The following is an 18,147-nucleotide window of genomic DNA, read 5'->3' as shown; positions in this document are numbered from 1 at the left end:
TCGAACCGGCGCCGCGCACGACGCTGCCCGCTCCGACCAGGCCGCCCAGCCGGATGCGGGTCTCCGGCGCCACCGGCGTCTTGGCCAGATCGGCCGGCATGTAGAAATAGGCCACCGACTGGCTGAAGGCGAACATCACCAAAAGCACCGCCGCAAGGATGAAACTCATCCCGCCCGCGATCACCGCAAGGCGCTTCTGCTTGCGCGTCATCGCGAATCTCCTGCAGCTGTCATGTGAGGCTTCTGCCTCGAAGCGGCCAGCGGAACGCCGCCATTGGCGGAAATATGTTGGTTGACGAGCGGCAGCCACGCCGCGCCGGCAGGCGACAATTTCGCCAGCGCTTCGAAATCTGCCAGCGCCTCGGTGGTCCGTCCCGCCTGCTCCATGCCGACGGCGATGTAGAACAGCGCGCGCGGGTTTTTCGGTTCGAGCCGGAGTATCTGCCGCAGGATGTCAAGCGTGTCCGCGGTCACCGAACCTTGCGCTTCGATCATCAGGGCCTCGGCGAGGCCGCCCAGGCGATCGACGTCGGGTCCGAGGATCCGCAGCGCATTCCGATAAGCCGACTGTGCCTCGGCGATCCGGCCGGTCCTGAGGTAGACCGGAGCGATGACGTTCCATCCCCGCCCGTCATCGGGCTGGCTTGCGAGATGGCGTTCCGTCTTGGAAATGAGCATTGCGATATTGTGGCCGGGATCTTCCAGCCGCGCCTGCAGCGGCTGCGACGGCATGTCGGGCGAACCCAGCCGGGTATAAAGGCCGATGCTCGCGAGCGGCAGAAATAAGCTGATGGCCAGCTTCGGCCATCGATGGGCATGCGGCGGTCTCCGGCGCTCTTCACACTGTTGTTCGGTTGCCTTGAAAAGCCGCCGCGCGATTTCGGCACGGGCATATTCGTACTCGTTGCGAGGGAGTTGGCTCGTCTCCATGTCCCTGTCGAGGTCGACAAGCTGGTCCCGATAGACCCGGCATGCATCAGCCGCACCACTGTCGATCCGGGCAAGGCCCGAAGCAAACGGATGAAGAAGGGAAGCAATGACGGCAGTCGCGATGACCGCGAAAACAATCCAGATAAGCATGACGTCGAGGTGCCTTTCGCCCCGACCTTAATGGAGCGGGCGATCGCCACATTGACGCCGGTCAAATTGCGGCGCTCTTTTCCGGCTTCCCGATGTCAGCACGCCTTCCGCAACTGGTCGACACTGTCGACCAGGACAATCTTGCCTCTGACTTCGACACCTGCAGGAACGAGCGCCGCGAATGCGCGCGAAAGGGCTTCGGGCGCAAGCCCCAGTTTGCCGGCCAGGATCCTCTTCCGGTAAGGCAGGCGAAATGTGGCCTGCGACGCCGAGGCCGGGCAACGGCTCACGAGGTAGTTCGCGACACGTTGCGCGGCCGTGTGCAGCCGGTCTCCTGCTATGCAATCCATCGCGCCGAGCAGATGTCGGGTCATGATTCGCATGACGTTGCGATGAATGGTGGGGTACCGCTCGGCGAGCGCCCGCAAGTCCGCAAGTTCGAACAGGGCCACCTCCGCTCCGTCGGCGGACCACGCGCCGTAGGCGTAGGTGCCGCCGCCCGACAGAAGATATTCGCCGAAGGTGTCGCCGGGCTCGCAGACGCAGATATCCGCCTCGCGCCCGGCGGACTCGGATTTGGAAAGTCGGACGAATCCGCTCATCACGCAATAGACGAACAACGCTGGCTGGCCTTCTGCGATGATCCGCTCATCCGCAGCGAATGTTTGAAACTGAGCTGTAGCGGCGAGCTCCTCTATCGTCGACTCGTGGAGGCCGTCGAACAGGTCAGACCGCAAAAGTATGGGATTTTTCGCAAGCATCGATCTTCCTCTCGTCTTGGTCATATGCGGCTCAAGATTTGTTGCGGTCGGTTTCGTCCTCGATGAGAATTCGCCAAGCAGCTCCTTCAAGGTCGTCATACTGGCCGCTCTTCAGCGACCAGAGGAATGCAAGGAGGCCCATTCCCCCCATCAGCAGCGCGATCGGGATCAGATAGATCAGCATGTTCATGCGGTTTTGACCTCCCCGCCGGCTCGCGCTTCGGTCGGCATGGGGGAGTGTTTGCCGAAGGTATTCAACCGCAGCGCATTGGTTACGACGATGATCGATGATGTCGACATGGCCACCGCTGCGATCAGCGGCGTCGCCAGTCCGGCGATCGCGATCGGGACCGCCAGCAGGTTGTAGCCGATGGCCAGAACAAAGTTCTGCCGGATCAGGCTGGCGGATCGTCGCGCGACGGCGATCGCTTCCGGAACGGCATCGAGCCGTTCGTTGAAAAAGACGAGGTCGGCGGCCTGCCTGCCGATGTCGGATGCGGTGGCGGGCGCCATCGAGACATGCGCGGCGGCAAGTGCCGGCGCGTCGTTGATCCCGTCGCCGACCATGAGCACGCGATGGCCCTCGCCGCTCAGCCTCTGGCATTCCTCGACCTTCTGCTTCGGCGCCACCGCGCTCAGAGCCCTTCGAATACCGAGAGCCCGCGCCGTGTTGTCGACGACGGTTTGCCGGTCGCCTGATACCATCAGCGTTTCAAGGCCGGCGGCAGTGATATCGCGGACAGCCGCGGCAGCGCCGGGGCGAAGCGTGTCGTCAAAGAGGAAATATGCCAGTTCGGCACCGTTCTTCGACAGGACCACTTCCGAAAACGGCCTGTCGGCCGCGCCGGTCGTAGGGCCGGTTTCGCAGGCAAAGGCCCGATTGCCCAGCCGATAGACATCCGTTCCATTGCTGGCCTCCAGCCCCCCAGCGGGTATTTCCGTGACCCTGTCGAAGGAGAAGGAAGAAGCCTGCTCCATGTCCCGCAGCAGCGCCTGGGAAAGAGGATGCCGTGAATGCGCGGATAATGCGCAGGCGATGGCGGTATTGCTCGCGTCGGTCGCCTCGACCCCGACGAGGCGGGGCCGCCCCATCGTCAGCGTGCCGGTCTTGTCGAAGGCGACGATATCCGCCTCGGCCAGTCTTTCGAGCGCCGAACCGTCCTTGACCATGATGCCCTTGCGAAAAAGCTCACCCGCCGCGACCACCTGAACCACGGGAACGGCAAGGCCGAGCGCGCACGGGCATGTAATGATCAGCACCGCGACCGCGACCAGCATCGCCTGTTTCCAGTCGCCGCCGAAAAATCCCCAGGCGAGAAAGGAGACCAGCGCCAACAGGTGCACGGCCGGGGAATAGAGCGCTGCGGCCCGATCGGCGATCCGGCGATAGCGAGCCCTGCCGCCTTCGGCGGCTTCCATGAGGCTGATGATTTCCGATAGAAGGGAATCCCTCGCCACTTTCGTCGCCCTCAGGATGAGGGAGCCGGTCAAGTTCATCGCACCCGAATTCACCGCGCTGCCTTTGGCGACGGCGACCGGACTGCTTTCCCCGGTGACGATGGAGAGGTCCACGTCGCTCTCGCCGTTGACGATCATGCCGTCGACGGGGATGCGCTCGCCCGCCGCGATCGCGATGTCGTCACCCACCGCGATCTCTTCCACCGGAACGTAGCGGCGCGATCCGTCCGGCATCATCAGCAGCGCCCCGCGCGGGGCCAGTCTTGCCAGACCGTTGATCGCCGCGCGTGCCTTTTCGCGCATTACGTGATCGAGGGTTCTGCCGATCAGCAGGAAGAACAGCAGCGAAACCGAAGCGTCGAACCATGCGTGTTCGCCGTGATGCACGGTCTCCCACAGGGAGACGGCATAGGAGAGCGTCACCGCGAGCGAGATCGGAACGTCCATGTTGGTGCGCCCGCGTTTCAAGGCGTTCCAGGCCGATTTGAAGAAGAAGCGCCCCGCATAGACCAGTGCGGGGGCCGCGATCATCGCCGAGATCCAGTGAAACATGTCCCGGGTCGCCGCGTCGGCGCCAGACCAGACCGACACCGAGAGCAGCATGATGTTGGCAGCTGCAAAACCAGAAACCCCGATCGCCAGCAGCAACTGGTTCCTGATTCGGTCGTTTTCAGGCGCCGCGGCTGTGAAGAGATGCGCGCGGTATCCAACCGCATTGATGGCTGCGAGGATTTCGGAGGGATCGGTCGCCTGCCTTTCGAATTCTTCCTGATAGATGCAGCTAACCCGGCGGGCAGTGAGATTGACCCGGGCCTTCCTGACGAAGGGAAGCGCCGACAGCGCTTTTTCGATGGTGACTATGCAGCCGCCGCAGTGGACGTCGGGGACACTGAGGTCGAGCTGATGCAATCCGGCCCCGAGCGGGTGGCTCGCCAGCCGGACTTCGTCGGCGCTGGCCGATGTCGCGCTGAGGGCGAGTACGCTTTCCGTATCCATGGTGCAGCAGGTCATTGGCCAATCTCCGCCGTATCGATGCGCTTCGCCTCGTGCATGACGACCACGCCGTTCCTTCTCGATATGGCCTCGACGATCCAGTCGCCGCCGGTCACCTCGTGGTCGGCTTCGAACCGGCCATCGCCGGTCCTCCGGAGCGTCAGGTGGAAGTCCTCGTGATCACCGACCGGTCTTTTGAAGTTCAGCGTGACATCGTCGATGATCGCAGGCGCGCCCTTGCCATCGTGGATGTCGTAGCGGATCGCGCGGCCCTTGACGGAGAGAGCGCCCTCGACGCCGGAGGCGGCCATCGCCTTCATCGCTGCCGCCTTGCCGTTGAATTCCTGACTGGCCACATAGGTGTTTTCAACGACCAGGCCGCTCCAGCTGGATGAGGCATAGAAGGCCATGGTGACGTTGGCGGCAATCACGACGGCGAAAAATGCCGAGGTGGCGAGCAGCATGTGCAAGCCGGTAAAACCTCGAGTGGACGCCTTCATTTCACCTCTCCCGGTGCGTTGAACGCCGCGCGATAGGTCGCCCGGTCGGAATGGTCCGAATCTTCGATAACGAATAGGAATTCATTGATCTCGGCCCCGTCGGGCTTGCGCGTCACGAAGACCTTCAGCGTCGTGGCCGCGTCCGGTTCGGCACGGACCGTGAAGCTGCGGCCATCCTGCCTGCCGAACTCGGGAATGCGCATCACGCCGCCCTCGAGCCCGATGAGGGTGATGGTCACATCCCGCGGCGTCGGCACCATGTTGAGGACGCGAAGTGTGTAGCCGTTGCGGATGGAGCCGTCGCTTTCCAGGACATATTGGGGGTTGCGATCATGGACGACGTTGAGTTCGAGTCGTTCGCGGAAGGCAAGATGGATGACCATGGCGATGCCGATCGATGCCCAGACGACGGCGTAGAAAACGATCCTCGGACGAAAGATGATCCGCCAGTCGAAATGCCGGACCGCCGAGATGAAGCTTCCATCGGCGTTTCGGACATTGGAGGGCTGGATGGCGGTCCGTCCTCCGTCCGTCGCAAGCGACATGTTGCTCGAATATTCGCTGAGCGTCGCATAGGCGATCAGCCCGCGAGGTTTTCCCAGCTTGTCCATGACGCCGTCGCAGGCATCGATGCAGAGCGCGCATGTGATGCATTCCATCTGCTGACCGTCGCGTATGTCGATGCCCATCGGACAGACCGCGACGCAGGCATTGCAATCCACGCAATCGCCGACCGGCAGGCCCTTGGCCTGGGTTTTCTTGGCGTGGCGCGACCGCTGCTCGCCTCGCCAGTCATTGTAGGTGACGACAAGCGAATTCTCGTCCAGCATCGCGCCCTGAATGCGCGGCCACGGACACATGTAGGTGCACACCTGTTCGCGCATCAGCCCCCCAAGCACATAGGTCGTGGCTGTCAGGATGGCGATCGTTGCATAGGCGGCCGCAGGAGCGCCGCCACCAAACAGCGAAGCCGCCAGGCTCGGCGCGTCGGCAAAATAGAAGATCCACGCCCCGCCGGTGGCGGCTCCGATCAACAGCCAGATCGCATGCTTGATCAACCGCTTGCTGAGCTTGTCGAAAGTGAAGGGGCCGGCGTCGAGCTTCATTCGCGCGTTCCGGTCCCCTTCCATGGCGCGTTCGACGACGAGAAACAGGTCTACCCAGACTGTCTGCGGACAGGCGTAGCCGCACCAGGCGCGGCCGACCGCGGCGGTGACGAGAAAGAGGCCAAAGCCCGCCATGACGAGCAGGCCCGCGACATAGTAGAATTCCTGGGGCCAGATTTCGATGAAGAAAAAGAAGAAGCGCCGGGAGGAGAGGTCGACGAGAATTGCCTGATCGGGCGCGTAGGGACCGCGATCCCAGCGGATCCACGGCGCCAGGTAATAAATGCCGAGCGTGATCAGCATCACCATCCATTTGAACCGGCGGAATCGACCCTCGGCGCGCTTTGGGAAGATCTTCTTGCGCGGCGCATAGAGAGGCTGTCGGTTGCGCCGGGCGTTGACCGGCTCGACACTGACGCGCTCAATGTCATTCGGATCTGGGGCGGTGTAGAGATTCATGGAGACCTGTCCAGTGTTTGCCTGCCCTTGTCCCACCCGCGGCGCATCCGTTCCTTGATGCAGATCAAGAAATGACCTTTCGGAATGAAAAGGCCACGCCCCGGGGTAAGGGCGTGGCCGGAGGACAGCGGGGGAGAAACACCGCTGAGACGTCCTCGACAGGAGCTGAAATTATCGGCTCGTCTGCTTGTGATCCTTGAGGCAGATCAAGCTTACGATCGAATTTCCGATCTTTGCCGGATCCTCCTGTTCGGCCGACGGCGCCACCGCCTTGGCGCGTTCCGAAACGCGAGAGCGGATGATGGCGCGCGGCGTGCCATAGAGACCGAGGATGGGATTGTGATCGTGGACTGTCATCGTTTCTCCTTGGAGCATTTCCGTTTTCCTTGAATCACGGAAATGCTCTATCTCTTTGTTTTCTCGCCATTGCGGGCGCAAAACCGCCGCGCACTTTTGCTTGGGTTGCTCTAGGTTCCGCCGCCAAGCGAATGGACGAAAATGGTGAGCTCCTTGACTGTCGTGTCGCCCAAGCGTGCTGCCCAGGCAGGCATGACGCCATGTTTGGGAAAGGCGACCTGGCGGACGATGGCATCCTCGCCGCGTGCCTTCAGCCAAATCGCGTCGGCAAGATCCGGGGCACCCATTTCCGCCTTTCCTCTGGCATCCTCGCCGTGACATGCGGCGCAGTTATCGAGAAAGACCTTTTTTCCGGCTTCCGCGACTGTGGGATTCGAGGGCGCGTTGGTCAGCCCCCAGACGTAGGCGGCGACCTGTCGCATCTGGACAGGCTCCAGCACATCGGCAAAGGCCGGCATCTCGGAGGCGTGCGTTTCGGCATCCGAATCGAATCGGATCCCGTGGGCGATCGTCGTCTGGATGGCGCCCAAGTCGCCGCCCCACAGCCAGTCGTCATCGTTCAGGTTGGGAAAGCCGGGGCCGCCGCTCGCCCCCGAGCCATGACAGGGCGCGCAATTGACTTTGAATGAGGACGCACCGCCGGCAATTGCGAATTCACGGAGGGCAGGATCGGCGTCGATCTCCTGAACCGTCTTTGCAGCAATCAGGTCGTGAAACTGCGTCTGAGACGCCTTGGCCTGATTTAGATCCTGCTGCAGCTCCGCGCGGGTTGAGTAGCCGAAATAGCCTTTAGTGGCGGAAGTGATCATCGGGATAGCGGGGTATGCAATCGCATAGCCAACCGCCCAAAGTATGGTGGCGTAGAAGGTCCACACCCACCATCGGGGCATGGGATTGTTGAGCTCGCGGATGCCGTCCCATTCATGTCCGGTCGTTTCGACACCGCTGAATTCATCGATATGTTTTTCCGACATCTCAATCGTCCTTCAAGGGAATATCGGCGGCTTCTTTCGCCGTCTGCTTGCTGCCCGGGCGAAGGGTGAATACGACCACGCCGACGAAGAATGCCGCCATGGCGAGGAGCCCCCAGCTGTCGGCGAAGTGTCTCATTGCAGTGTAGGTTTCCATGGATCACCTCAACGGTAGCCGGACGCGTCGTCATAGGTCGAAAAATCGACCAGCGTTCCGAGCATCTGCAGATAGGAGACCAGCGCGTCCATTTCGGTCAGCCTGGTCGGGTCGCCGTCGAAATCGCCGACCTTAGCCTTCGGATAGCGTTCGAGGAGGGCCATCGTGTCCGCATTCGGATCGGCCTGAGCCTTCATGTCGGCCTCCGCATTCGCCAGCATGTCGTCGTTGTAAGGCACGCCGACGTCCTCGTTGGCCTTGAGGTCCATTCCGACGTCCTTGACGGTGACCTCCCGCTCCTTGAGGAAGGCGTAGCTCGGCATGATCGATTCCGGCACCACGGCCCGCGGATTTGCGAGATGCTGGACATGCCATTCGTTCGAGTAACGTCCGCCGACACGGGCCAGGTCCGGCCCGGTGCGTTTGGATCCCCACTGGAACGGATGGTCGTAAATCGATTCCGCGGCCAGCGAATAATGGCCGTAACGTTCGACTTCATCACGGAACGGCCTGATCATCTGGCTATGGCAGAGATAGCAGCCTTCACGGATATAGACGTTGCGCCCGGCGAGCTCCAGCGGCGTGTAAGGCCGCATGCCTTCCACTTTCTCGATCGTGTTCTGCAGATAGAACAGCGGTGCGATTTCAACGATGCCGCCGATGCTGACGACGAGCAGCGAGCCGACCAGAAGAAGCGTCGCGTTCTTCTCGAGGATCTTATGTTTATCCAATATCGATGCCATGTCTCACCTCATTCGGCAGGCTGTGCCTGGGGCACGAAAGTGGTCGGGATTGCGGCTTCGTCGCGCAGGTGGCCGCGGATCGTCATGAACACGTTCCAGGCCATGACGAGACCGCCCGCCAGATAAAGCGCTCCGCCGACCGCGCGCAGCACGTAGTAGGGGATCATCGCCGCGACCGTTTCGGCGAAGGAATAGACGAGAAAGCCCTGGGAATTGTATTCGCGCCACATCAGCCCCTGCTGGATACCGGCAACCCAGAGCACGGCGGCGTAGATCACGATCCCGAGGGTCGCGAGCCAGAAGTGCCAGTTGACCATCCGCAGGCTGTAGAGACGTTCGCGCCCCCACAATTTCGGTGTCAGGTAATAGATCGCCCCGAAGGTGATCATCCCGACCCAGCCCAGCGCGCCGGAATGCACATGGCCGATCGTCCATTCGGTATAGTGGCTGAGCGAATTGACCGTTTTGACCGACATCATCGGGCCCTCGAAGGTCGACATGCCGTAAAAGGCGATGGCGACGATCATCATGCGGATGATCGGGTCGGTGCGGATCTTGTCCCAGGCGCCCGAAAGGGTCATCAGGCCGTTGATCATGCCGCCCCAGGAGGGCATCCAGAGCATGACCGAGAAAACCATGCCGAGCGTCTGGGCCCAGTCGGGCAGCGCCGTGTAATGGAGATGGTGCGGGCCGGCCCAGATATACATGAAGATCAGGGCCCAGAAGTGGATGATCGAGAGCCGGTACGAATAGACGGGCCGGTTGGCCTGCTTCGGCACGAAATAGTACATCATGCCGAGGAAGCCGGCGGTAAGGAAAAAGCCGACGGCGTTGTGGCCATACCACCACTGCGTCAGCGCATCCTGAACGCCCGAGAAGAGAGAATAGCTCTTGGACCCGAGGAACGAGGCCGGTACCGCAAGGTTGTTGACCACGTGCAGCATCGCGATGGTGACGATGAAGCCGAGATAGAACCAGTTCGCCACATAGATGTGTGGTTCTTTGCGCTTCAGGATCGTTCCGAGATAGACGGCGAGATAGGCGACCCAGACAACGGTCAGCCACAGGTCGACATACCATTCGGGCTCGGCATATTCACGCGCCTGGGTGATGCCGAGCACGTAGCCGGTTGCCGCCATGACGATGAAGAGCTGGTACCCCCAGAAGACGAACCAGGCGAGGCTGCCGCCGAAGAGACGTGCGCGACAGGTCCGCTGCACCACGTAGAAGGACGTCATGATCAGCGCGTTGCCGCCGAAAGCGAAGATGACCGCCGATGTGTGAACCGGCCGCAGCCTGCCGAAATTGAGATAGGGCGCGAAATTGAGGTCGGGAAAGGCCAGTTGCAGCGCGATAATGACGCCGACCAGGAAGCCGACCACGCCCCAGAATACGGTGGCGATCAGACCATAGCGGATCACGTCGTCGAAATAGCCGGACAGGTCGACCTTCCGCCGTTGGTCCGCCGGTGCGAAGTCGATCCTCCTGACAAGGAGCAGGGTTCCCGCAACCAGGCAGAAGCTGAGTATGCCCATATGGACCGCAAAGAGATGATCATGCGCGAATGCGGCTCCGAGCAGCGCTAGAAACGCCGCGACCGCGAGCATCATTGTTTCCACAGTATAATTCATGATGTCGTCCCCAGTGCAAAGACGACCGCCCCGCGGCCGGCTTTCTCGTAGTTCGGGGCAGGACTGTCACGAAGCCGGCGACGGCTCCTTGATCTACATCAACAAGGAGACTCCAAGCTGCGGATGGACCGCCGCTGTTACACATTGTTACACTCTTTCACCCTTTGGCACCGTCCGCTCATACGCGTGTGACGCAGCGGCTTTCTACTGCACCCACTGCCACGAGGGGACACGACGATGCTGATGCAGAACAACCACGCGTTCGAAAATGCCGAGCAAACGGGCGAAGCCATTAATGCCGGCCAATCGCTTTCGTCGCTTTTCCGGAGCTCGGCGGCGGAACCCGTCGCAGCCGGCAAGGCGATTTGCTGGGAGGGCGATCAGGCGAAGCATCTCTTCCAGGTGGAAGAAGGCGTCGTTCGCCTGCATCGCATCATCGGCGAAGGCCGCCGGGTGATCACCGCCTTTCATTTCGCCGGCGATCTCATCGGCGCATCCTTGCAGAACGATTTCATTTTCACTGCGGAGGCCGTCACCGAATGCAAGATCCGGCGCATGTCGCGCAAGAGCTTTCATGAAGAAGTCGCCCGTTCCGACGCCCTCGGCCCGGCCTATATCTCCCTGCTCTGCCAGGAGGCGGCCGCTGCGCATGAACAGATGGTGCTGTTGTCGAAAAAGAATGCCGAGGAACGCCTCTGCAGTTTCATCGTCAAGCTTGCATCGCGCCGCAACCCGCGGCCGCGCCAAGGGTTGGTGCGCGTTCCGATGAACCGCCAGGACATTGCGGATCATCTCGGCCTGACCATCGAGACCGTGTCTCGCACGATCACGAAACTGGCATCACGCAACATCGTAATTCCCGAGGGCAGGCACGACCTGAGGATCGTCAATCTCGCCCGCCTGAAACAGTTGTCCGGCGACGCAGATGATTTTACTGACGATTCCTGTCATAGGGTCAACCTGCACTGATGGAACAAGCCGGAGGATCGACATTCATGCCTCACCGCCTCGTGTCACCGAGAACCGCATCGCCGCAGGAGCTGGATGCCATGGTGCACGTGCTCGACGGAGCGGATATCATGGTTCATCGTTTCGACGGAACGATCACGCATTGGTCGATCGGCTGCGAGAACATGTATGGCTGGGCAAGAGAGGAGGCCGTCAGCGAGAAGGTCCACGAACTTCTGGCGACGAAGTTTCCCGAACCGGCGGAAAACATCCGCGATCAGTTGAAATCGCGCGGCTTCTGGCACGGCGAAATCATTCATCGCCATAAGAGCGGGCACGACATCCATGTCGCCTCCCGCTGCGTGCTGGTCAATCTGCCGGACGGAGAGCTTACCGTCATCCAGACAAACAGCGATGTCAGCGCCCTGAGGCAGGCTCAGGAGGCGGTCAAGTCGCGTGAGGCACATCTCAGTTCGATCCTCGATACAGTGCCCGACGCAATGGTAGTCATTGACCACAAGGGAACGGTACTGTCGTTCAGCAAGGCTGCCGAAAAACTGTTCGGAATGCCGGCGGAGGAGATTTGCGGCCGTAATGTCAGCAATCTGATGCCGAATCCCTACCGCGACGCCCACGACGGCTATATCGACCACTACATCGAAACCGGCGAGAAGCGCATCATCGGCTACGGGCGCGTCGTAACCGGACAGCGGGCCGATGGATCGCAATTCCCCATGGAATTGCACGTTGGCGAGGCGACGGCCAATGGCGAGCGGATTTTCACGGGTTTCGTCCGCGATCTGACGAGCCGATTCAAGATCGAGGAGGATCTCCGTCAGGCCCAGAAGATGGAAGCCGTCGGCCAATTAACGGGTGGCATCGCGCACGATTTCAACAATCTTCTCACCGTCATCAGCGGCAATCTCGAAATGATTGAGGACAAGCTGCCCTCCGGAAGCCTTCGAGACATTCTCCACGAGGCTCAGGCCGCCGCGCAGGACGGGGCGATCCTGACCGGCCAGCTGCTGGCTTTCGGCCGACGGCAGCCGCTGAATCCCAAACATGCCGATCTCGGTCAGCTCCTCAGCGGCTTTTCGGATATGCTGCGACGAACGCTCGGCGAAGATATCAGGCTGTCGACCGTCATTGACGGGTCGGGCCTCAACGTCCTCGTCGACAGTTCACAGCTTCAGAACGCCATTCTCAATATTGCCCTGAACGCAAGGGACGCCATGCCGAAGGGCGGCAGTCTGACGACAACGATTTCGCACGTCCATCTCGATGCCGATTATGCGAAAATGTATCCGGAGGTGCGCAGCGGCAACTTTGTCCTCATTACCATGACGGACACCGGCACGGGCATGACCGAGGAGGTCAGGAAGCGCGCGATCGAGCCGTTTTTCACCACCAAGGAGGTCGGCTCGGGCACGGGGCTCGGACTCAGCATGGTCTATGGTTTCGTCAAACAGTCGGGCGGGCATCTCCAGCTTTACAGCGAGGTGGGGCGCGGCACGACGGTCAGGATATATCTGCCGGCGGTCAACGGGGTAAAACCCCGGGAGCCCGCGGCGGATGATGGCAGCGGCGAGAGCCAGCTGCCGCGCGGCGACGAAACGGTGCTGGTCGTCGAGGATGATGCCCGCGTCCGCCGCGTGGCCGTCGCCAGGCTCGCCTCAATGGGCTACAGGGTGCGTGAAGCCGAAAACGGCCACCGTGCACTCGACCTCCTGCGGGAAAATCCCGAAATCGCGCTGCTGTTCACCGATATCGTCATGCCGGGCGGGATGACGGGCGACGAACTCGCACGACAGGTGCGCCTCCAGCGTCCCGACATCGCGGTTTTGTTCACCTCCGGATATAGCGAGCCGGGCCTTGCGGGCAAAGGCATCGTTCCCGGCGCACAGTGGCTGCGCAAGCCCTATACCGCCAAGGAACTGGGGTTGAAGATCCGCGAGCTTCTCGACGCGAGGTGATCTCGGACCTGTTGCCATCTCGAATTGCTGACGCTCGCCAGGCGAACGTCCTCCCGGTCATCTGCGTCGCCTGACGGCTTCGTCGGAACGCTCCGGCAATTGGCGCAAGGCCGTATGGCCGAGTAAGGCAAGGCCATTCCTGGTGTGGCGGGCAACAGCCAAAAACTGATCTTCAGCTTTTTCCGGGAATTTGACGGGCGTCAAAGAGGCCGGTTTCGGCATCTCCTAAAACAGGTTCATGAGGCTGATCGAGCCTCGCAGAACAGGAGATTGCAAATGCGTTTGAAATTCGGTCTGATCGCTGCGGCGGCAGCCTTGATTGCCTCGGCAGCGCCGTTGCTGGCCGCCGACCACCAGGTTCAGATGCTCAACAAGGGCGCCGACGGCGCAATGGTGTTCGAGCCCGGCTTCTTGAAGATCGCCCCCGGCGACACCGTCACCTTCATTCCCACCGACAAGAGCCACAACGTCGAGACCTTCAAGGGCCTCATTCCGGATGGCGTCGCCGAATTCAAATCCAAGCCGAACGAACAGTATCAGGCCAAATTCGATGTTGCCGGCGCCTATGTCCTGAAATGCACGCCGCATGCCGGCATGGGCATGGTTGCCTTGATCCAGGTCGGCGACAGCCCGGCCAATCTCGAAGCGATCAAGACGGCAAAGGTGCCGAACATGGTACGCAAGCGGCTCGATGCCGATCTTGTCCATATCGCCCAGTGATCAACGACCGGTGCGGATGGCCGTGATCGCGCGCCATCCCGCACGATGGAGAACCATCATGTTCAAGCCTGTGATGCTTGCTTTCGCGGCGGTTGTCTGTGCGGCCGGCGCAGCTGTTAGATGCCGGCTGGCAACGAGACGCTGGACCGGCGCCGGCCGAAGTCATTCGGCGCATTTCAAAAGCAGCCTGTCGGAATGACGGTCACTGCGGAATTCAACCGTCGCGTCTGCTTGCCAAGGTGAACAACCGACACATCTGAATTCTATGAACAAGGCCCCGACACTCTTGTCCCAGCTAGCCGACCATGCCGAGACAATCCTCCTCGGCAAGGCCCTGGAGCAATTCGGTGCGCTTTGCCTGCGTGATGGACCGGGCGGCGGTTATGAGGTCCTGCTCATCACGACGCGCGAAACGGTGGACCATTCCGAAGGGCTGGCCCATCAAGGGTCTCGCGCCGCATGAGGTGGTCGAGCGTGAGGCCTGGGAAGAAGCGGGTGTGAAGGGGCGGGCGAAGAAACGCGCTTTCGGCTGCTTCTCCTATCTCAAGACGCTTCAGGATGGGAAACAGGTGGCGTCATTCGTGACGGTGCACGTCATGACGGTTCGCCACACCAAGTCCCGTTTCCCGGAGCACAAGGAGCGCAAGCTCGCCTGGATGCCGCCTCTCGAGGCGGCCTCAATGGTGAACGAGCCGGAATTGAAAAGCCTGTTGCGGCGCGTGGACCGGCAAGCGCGTTCTTGAGATGTCGGCACGGTAATCCGGCTTTGCTCAGGCTGCTTCGGTCCGATTGGTCGCCTCCTCCAGCCGCGCTGCAGTTTCCGTCGCCCGCTGCATTAACGTCATGATCTCGCGTTCGGACCGGATATGACTGCGCATCGAGCAGAAGAACGAACGCAGCTGATATCCGACAGTTTCCCAGGACAGCCGGCAGCCCCCCTCGCCCACCGTTTCCAGGGTGACGGCCACGTCTCGCGCGGCGCCAAGACCCACCAGGCGGCCTGCCCGCCGCCGTTCGTCCGCGCCGGCTTTTTCCGCGGCGTCCATGATCAATCCGAGCCGGGAGGAGATCAGCCGCTGTTCGAGCTCATGCGTCGTCTGCAGCAGCGGAAGCAGGCCGCGAGAGATGCGGTCGCAAAGATCTTCGTCTATGTGGCAAGGCAGGAAATCGGCGATTGCCTGAAGCACGTCGCACCACAACATCAGTTGGTCGTAGCAGCGTTCGAGTTCCATGAAATCGGTCGGAATCGGCTTGTTCATCATATTACCTCTGCAAGAAATGACCGGCGATCTCTACTGCCGTGTGACAAACGCGAAGACGGTGCTGGCGCACCCCTGCCAGCAATCTATCAACCCACCGCCTGAAGGGCATGAGTAAACAGGCCGGAGTCATGGATCGGCACTTCCGGCCTGGCTCTGATTCAGGTCAGGCGGCCTTGCTGTGCGTGCGTCCGTGCGAGCCGAAATAGGCGTCGAATGCCGCCGCGACGGCACGGACCATGAAGCGTGCATCCTGAGATACGACGATCCGCTCGCCGCTGATCGCCACGACGCCGTCGGCCACCAGCTCGCCTAGGCGCTCGTTGCGTTCGACAAGGAAGCCGGTGTCGAAACCCGAGCCGCTGCTCACCTTTCCGAGATCGACCTCGAAATCGCACATCAGCCTTTCGATGATTCTCGCGCGAAGTTTGTCCTCTTCGCTGAGAAGATAACCCTTGGCCGTGGGCAGCATGCCGGCGGCAACCCGCTCGGCATAAAGTCCGAGAGGCACGTGGTTCTGCATATAGCCGCTCGGCAGCCGTCCGATCGCGGAAGCGCCAAGGCCGATGAGGCTATCGCAATCATCCGTGGTATAGCCCTGGAAGTTCCGTCTCATCGTGCCGTTGCGGGCGGCAAGTGCGAGCTGATCCTGCGGCAGTGCAAAATGATCGAGCCCGATACGCACATATCCGGCTTGTTGAAGCTCCCGGGCGATGGCTTCGGCCTGCTCATTCCGCTGTTTTGCGTCCGGCAGCGATGCTTCGTCGATTAGGCGTTGATGCTTCTTGAAGGTGGGTATGTGGGCGTAACCGAAGACGGCGAAACGTTCGGGACGCAGCTCTGTGGCCAGGCGGACCGTTTCCAAGCAGGATTGTACCGTCTGCTTCGGAAGGCCATAGATCAGGTCGAAATTGATGCTGGTCACACCTGCGGACCGCAACTCGGCCACTGTCGTCTCCGTCTGCTCGAAGGACTGCAGCCGGTTGATTGCCGCCTGCACGACCGGATCGAAGCTCTGGACGCCGAGGCTCGCGCGATCGACGCCGTTTTCGCAGAGCGCATCGATCATGGGAGCGGCCAATCTGCGCGGATCGATCTCCACGGCAACACTGGCATCTGCCTCGAAAGCAAAGGCGCTCCTGAGCTTTGCCATCAGGGCGGAAAAGTCCCGAGGTTTCATGATTGTAGGGGTGCCGCCGCCGAAATGAACGTTCCTGACGGGCACGTCGTTTCCGGCGGCAAAGGAGACGAGTTCGATCTCCTGGTTCATCACATCAAGATATTCGACGACCGGGGCGTCCTGCCGGGTGTTGGTCGTGTGGCAGCCGCAGTACCAGCACATCGAATGGCAGAACGGTACGTGGAGATAAACCGAAACAGGCCCGGTCTTGCCGATATCGGCGAGACCGCGGGCATATTCATCCGGCCCAACGGTGGCCGAAAAAGCCGGTGCCGTCGGGTAACTCGTATAACGCGGAAGCCGCGCATCGCCGTATTTGGCGACCAGATCGTCGGACATTGTCACATCCCTTTTCAAAAGCAGGATGCCTTATGACCTCAGGCCGCACGCTCTTCCTTGTCCCAAATCAATGATGATGCCGTCGGCGTGGAAATTGTCCGGATATTTGTCCATATCCTTTCGGTCACGGCGCGGATGTTTCGGTGCCGACCTCTCGCCCTGTTCATTTGATCGAAGTCAAAGCGTCGTGCGACCGGCGTCGTAACTTGGAGAAAAAAATTCAGAAGCCGCAGCGACGAACCAACGATCCGGAGCGATGGAATGCCATATGAAATCGTCACAGCAAATCTCGACGCGAAAGACAAGTCGGGGCGTATCGATGTGCGGTTCGGGCCCGACATGAAGACCGTCATCGTGTCGCGGCGGGCATTGCTGTCGGTGGCCTCGCCGCCGCGGGCTACCGAATTCCGCCTTCTTCAATACGTCGACACTTTCTGCCAGATAGCCGCGCGCCGCCTTGCCTCCACGAGCGCAAACACGGTTCGGATCACAGCGAACGATGTCCGCGGATGGCTCTGCGCGTGGCAATCCTCGCCGGCTCCCGTTCCGATGCAGACCAAACGCCATCGGCTGCACGATGCCAGGCCCGCGTAATTCTGGCCGGAATGGATTTGCGGTTTACGATGAGGACAACGACCGCCTGGTGGTGACACCAGCTTGACGGGCATGTTAAAGACGATGCCATTGAAGACGATCTGTAACGAGCAACGGCTTGGCGGATGGACGATGGCAGCACTTCAACATGACGCGCATCTTCTCGTCGTCGACGATGACCCGCGCATTCGCCAGATGTTGACGCGCTACTTCGAGGACGAGGGTTACACGGTCTCTTCCGCCGCCGACGGAATCGAGATGCGCGTGCGCCTGCGCCAGCAGAATTTCGACGCCGTCCTGCTCGACCTCGTTCTTCCCGGCGGCACGGATGGCCTTGACCTCGCCCGCGAAATTCGCGCCCAGTCCGACGTGCCGATCATGATGCTGACGGGCCGTGACGACGTCGTCGATCGAATCGTCGGTCTGGAAGTCGGTGCCGACGATTACATCGCCAAGCCCTTCCATCTCCGGGAGGTTCATGCCCGCCTGAAATCGATCCTGCGCCGCCGGCAAGCTCCTGCGCGCAGTGCCGAGGCGGCCGGCGAGGAGATTGTCGGCTTCGAAGACTGGAAGCTCAATCTCAGCCGCAGGCAGCTTTTCGATCCGGAAGGCACGGAAATCGAGTTGACGACCGGCGAGTTCGATATGCTGACGACCTTCGTCCGGCATGCCGGACGGGTTCTGACCCGCGACGTGCTGATGGATCTGACCCGGGGCCGAAGCCTCGAAGCTTTCGACCGGACGATCGATGCCCAGATCGTCCGGCTGCGGCGCAAGATTGAGACGGACCCGAAGAAGCCTCAATTCATCAAGGCCGTGCGCGGCGTCGGCTACGTCTTTACCGCAAGGCTGGATTGACGGCTTCTGGAGATGGCGAGGCTGACACGCCCCGCCCAATTCCCCTGCGACGGCCAGTCA

The 18,147-nt window shown here is 61.2% G+C and carries 19 protein-coding genes and 1 pseudogene; 6 read left to right on the top strand and 14 right to left on the bottom strand.

Annotated features, from left to right (window positions below; all coding sequences use genetic code 11):
• The 12 genes from HJC00_RS30770 to ccoN all read right to left on the bottom strand — a co-directional run.
• The coding region (locus HJC00_RS30770; RefSeq protein ID WP_221124229.1) for a cytochrome c maturation protein CcmE at nt 1-211 on the bottom strand (211 nt) is incomplete at its 3' end.
• A complete protein-coding gene (ccmI, locus tag HJC00_RS30765) occupies nt 208-1,080 on the bottom strand; it encodes a c-type cytochrome biogenesis protein CcmI (RefSeq protein WP_221165104.1) in 873 nt (290 codons plus the stop codon). The genes ccmI and HJC00_RS30770, both read right to left, overlap by 4 nt.
• A gap of 95 nt (nt 1,081-1,175) precedes the next feature.
• The gene (locus tag HJC00_RS30760) at nt 1,176-1,841 is read right to left on the bottom strand and encodes a Crp/Fnr family transcriptional regulator (protein WP_210633549.1); all 666 of its coding nucleotides are present in this window, start codon (nt 1,839-1,841) and stop codon (nt 1,176-1,178) included.
• A 31-nt stretch (nt 1,842-1,872) separates the two neighbouring features.
• The gene (gene ccoS / locus HJC00_RS30755) at nt 1,873-2,031 is read right to left on the bottom strand and encodes a cbb3-type cytochrome oxidase assembly protein CcoS (protein ID WP_210633356.1); all 159 of its coding nucleotides are present in this window, start codon (nt 2,029-2,031) and stop codon (nt 1,873-1,875) included.
• Nucleotides 2,028-4,310, bottom strand: a complete 2,283-nt coding sequence (locus tag HJC00_RS30750; RefSeq protein ID WP_221165103.1) for a cation-translocating P-type ATPase — start codon at nt 4,308-4,310, stop codon at nt 2,028-2,030. The genes ccoS and HJC00_RS30750 overlap by 4 nt, the downstream gene beginning before the upstream one ends.
• A complete protein-coding gene (locus HJC00_RS30745; RefSeq protein WP_221165102.1) occupies nt 4,307-4,792 on the bottom strand; it encodes a FixH family protein in 486 nt (161 codons plus the stop codon). Before HJC00_RS30745 ends, HJC00_RS30750 begins: the two co-directional genes overlap by 4 nt.
• The gene (ccoG, locus tag HJC00_RS30740; protein WP_221165101.1) at nt 4,789-6,357 is read right to left on the bottom strand and encodes a cytochrome c oxidase accessory protein CcoG; all 1,569 of its coding nucleotides are present in this window, start codon (nt 6,355-6,357) and stop codon (nt 4,789-4,791) included. The genes HJC00_RS30745 and ccoG overlap by 4 nt, the downstream gene beginning before the upstream one ends.
• Nucleotides 6,358-6,528: 171 nt before the next feature.
• Nucleotides 6,529-6,714 (bottom strand): hypothetical protein, encoded by a 186-nt coding sequence (locus HJC00_RS30735; protein ID WP_210633362.1) that lies wholly within the window; start codon nt 6,712-6,714, stop codon nt 6,529-6,531.
• Nucleotides 6,715-6,824: 110 nt separating this feature from the next.
• A complete protein-coding gene (gene ccoP / locus HJC00_RS30730) occupies nt 6,825-7,688 on the bottom strand; it encodes a cytochrome-c oxidase, cbb3-type subunit III (protein ID WP_210633364.1) in 864 nt (287 codons plus the stop codon).
• A 1-nt stretch (nt 7,689) separates the two neighbouring features.
• On the bottom strand, nt 7,690-7,842 hold the full coding sequence (locus tag HJC00_RS30725) for a CcoQ/FixQ family Cbb3-type cytochrome c oxidase assembly chaperone (protein ID WP_017969139.1): 153 nt from the start codon (nt 7,840-7,842) through the stop codon (nt 7,690-7,692).
• A gap of 8 nt (nt 7,843-7,850) precedes the next feature.
• Nucleotides 7,851-8,585 (bottom strand): cytochrome-c oxidase, cbb3-type subunit II, encoded by a 735-nt coding sequence (gene ccoO / locus HJC00_RS30720; protein WP_210633365.1) that lies wholly within the window; start codon nt 8,583-8,585, stop codon nt 7,851-7,853.
• 8 nt (nt 8,586-8,593) lie between these two features.
• Nucleotides 8,594-10,216, bottom strand: coding sequence for a cytochrome-c oxidase, cbb3-type subunit I (gene ccoN / locus HJC00_RS30715; RefSeq protein ID WP_221123597.1), 1,623 nt, complete (start codon nt 10,214-10,216; stop codon nt 8,594-8,596).
• A gap of 237 nt (nt 10,217-10,453) precedes the next feature.
• On the opposite strand from ccoN, the gene HJC00_RS30710 reads away from it, so the two are divergent.
• From HJC00_RS30710 to HJC00_RS30695, 4 genes and pseudogenes are all read left to right on the top strand, one after another.
• On the top strand, nt 10,454-11,185 hold the full coding sequence (locus tag HJC00_RS30710; RefSeq protein WP_210633375.1) for a Crp/Fnr family transcriptional regulator: 732 nt from the start codon (nt 10,454-10,456) through the stop codon (nt 11,183-11,185).
• Nucleotides 11,186-11,211: 26 nt separating this feature from the next.
• Nucleotides 11,212-13,137 (top strand): PAS domain-containing sensor histidine kinase, encoded by a 1,926-nt coding sequence (locus HJC00_RS30705; protein ID WP_210633376.1) that lies wholly within the window; start codon nt 11,212-11,214, stop codon nt 13,135-13,137.
• Nucleotides 13,138-13,413: 276 nt separating this feature from the next.
• Entirely contained in the window at nt 13,414-13,857 is a 444-nt protein-coding gene (locus tag HJC00_RS30700) for a pseudoazurin (RefSeq protein ID WP_210633378.1), read from the top strand.
• A gap of 265 nt (nt 13,858-14,122) precedes the next feature.
• Nucleotides 14,123-14,600 (top strand): annotated as a pseudogene (locus HJC00_RS30695) (NUDIX hydrolase).
• Between the two features lie 27 nt (nt 14,601-14,627).
• On the opposite strand, the gene HJC00_RS30690 reads toward HJC00_RS30695, so the two are convergent.
• Nucleotides 14,628-15,116 carry a hypothetical protein gene (locus HJC00_RS30690; protein ID WP_221165100.1) on the bottom strand — a complete coding sequence of 163 codons (489 nt, stop codon included), beginning with the start codon at nt 15,114-15,116 and terminating at the stop codon, nt 14,628-14,630.
• A 166-nt stretch (nt 15,117-15,282) separates the two neighbouring features.
• Nucleotides 15,283-16,635 carry an oxygen-independent coproporphyrinogen III oxidase gene (hemN, locus tag HJC00_RS30685; protein WP_221124609.1) on the bottom strand — a complete coding sequence of 451 codons (1,353 nt, stop codon included), beginning with the start codon at nt 16,633-16,635 and terminating at the stop codon, nt 15,283-15,285.
• Nucleotides 16,636-16,896: 261 nt separating this feature from the next.
• On the opposite strand from hemN, the gene HJC00_RS30680 reads away from it, so the two are divergent.
• Both HJC00_RS30680 and HJC00_RS30675 read left to right on the top strand, forming a co-directional pair.
• The gene (locus HJC00_RS30680; protein WP_221123601.1) at nt 16,897-17,229 is read left to right on the top strand and encodes a hypothetical protein; all 333 of its coding nucleotides are present in this window, start codon (nt 16,897-16,899) and stop codon (nt 17,227-17,229) included.
• A gap of 132 nt (nt 17,230-17,361) precedes the next feature.
• A complete protein-coding gene (locus HJC00_RS30675) occupies nt 17,362-18,087 on the top strand; it encodes a response regulator (protein WP_221123602.1) in 726 nt (241 codons plus the stop codon).
• Nucleotides 18,088-18,147: the final 60 nt, after the last annotated feature.

The sequence above is a fragment of the Rhizobium sp. NLR22b genome (assembly GCF_019685295.1).
Taxonomy (GTDB): Bacteria; Pseudomonadota; Alphaproteobacteria; order Rhizobiales; family Rhizobiaceae; genus Rhizobium.
This window is presented reverse-complemented; position numbering and strand designations above follow the sequence as displayed.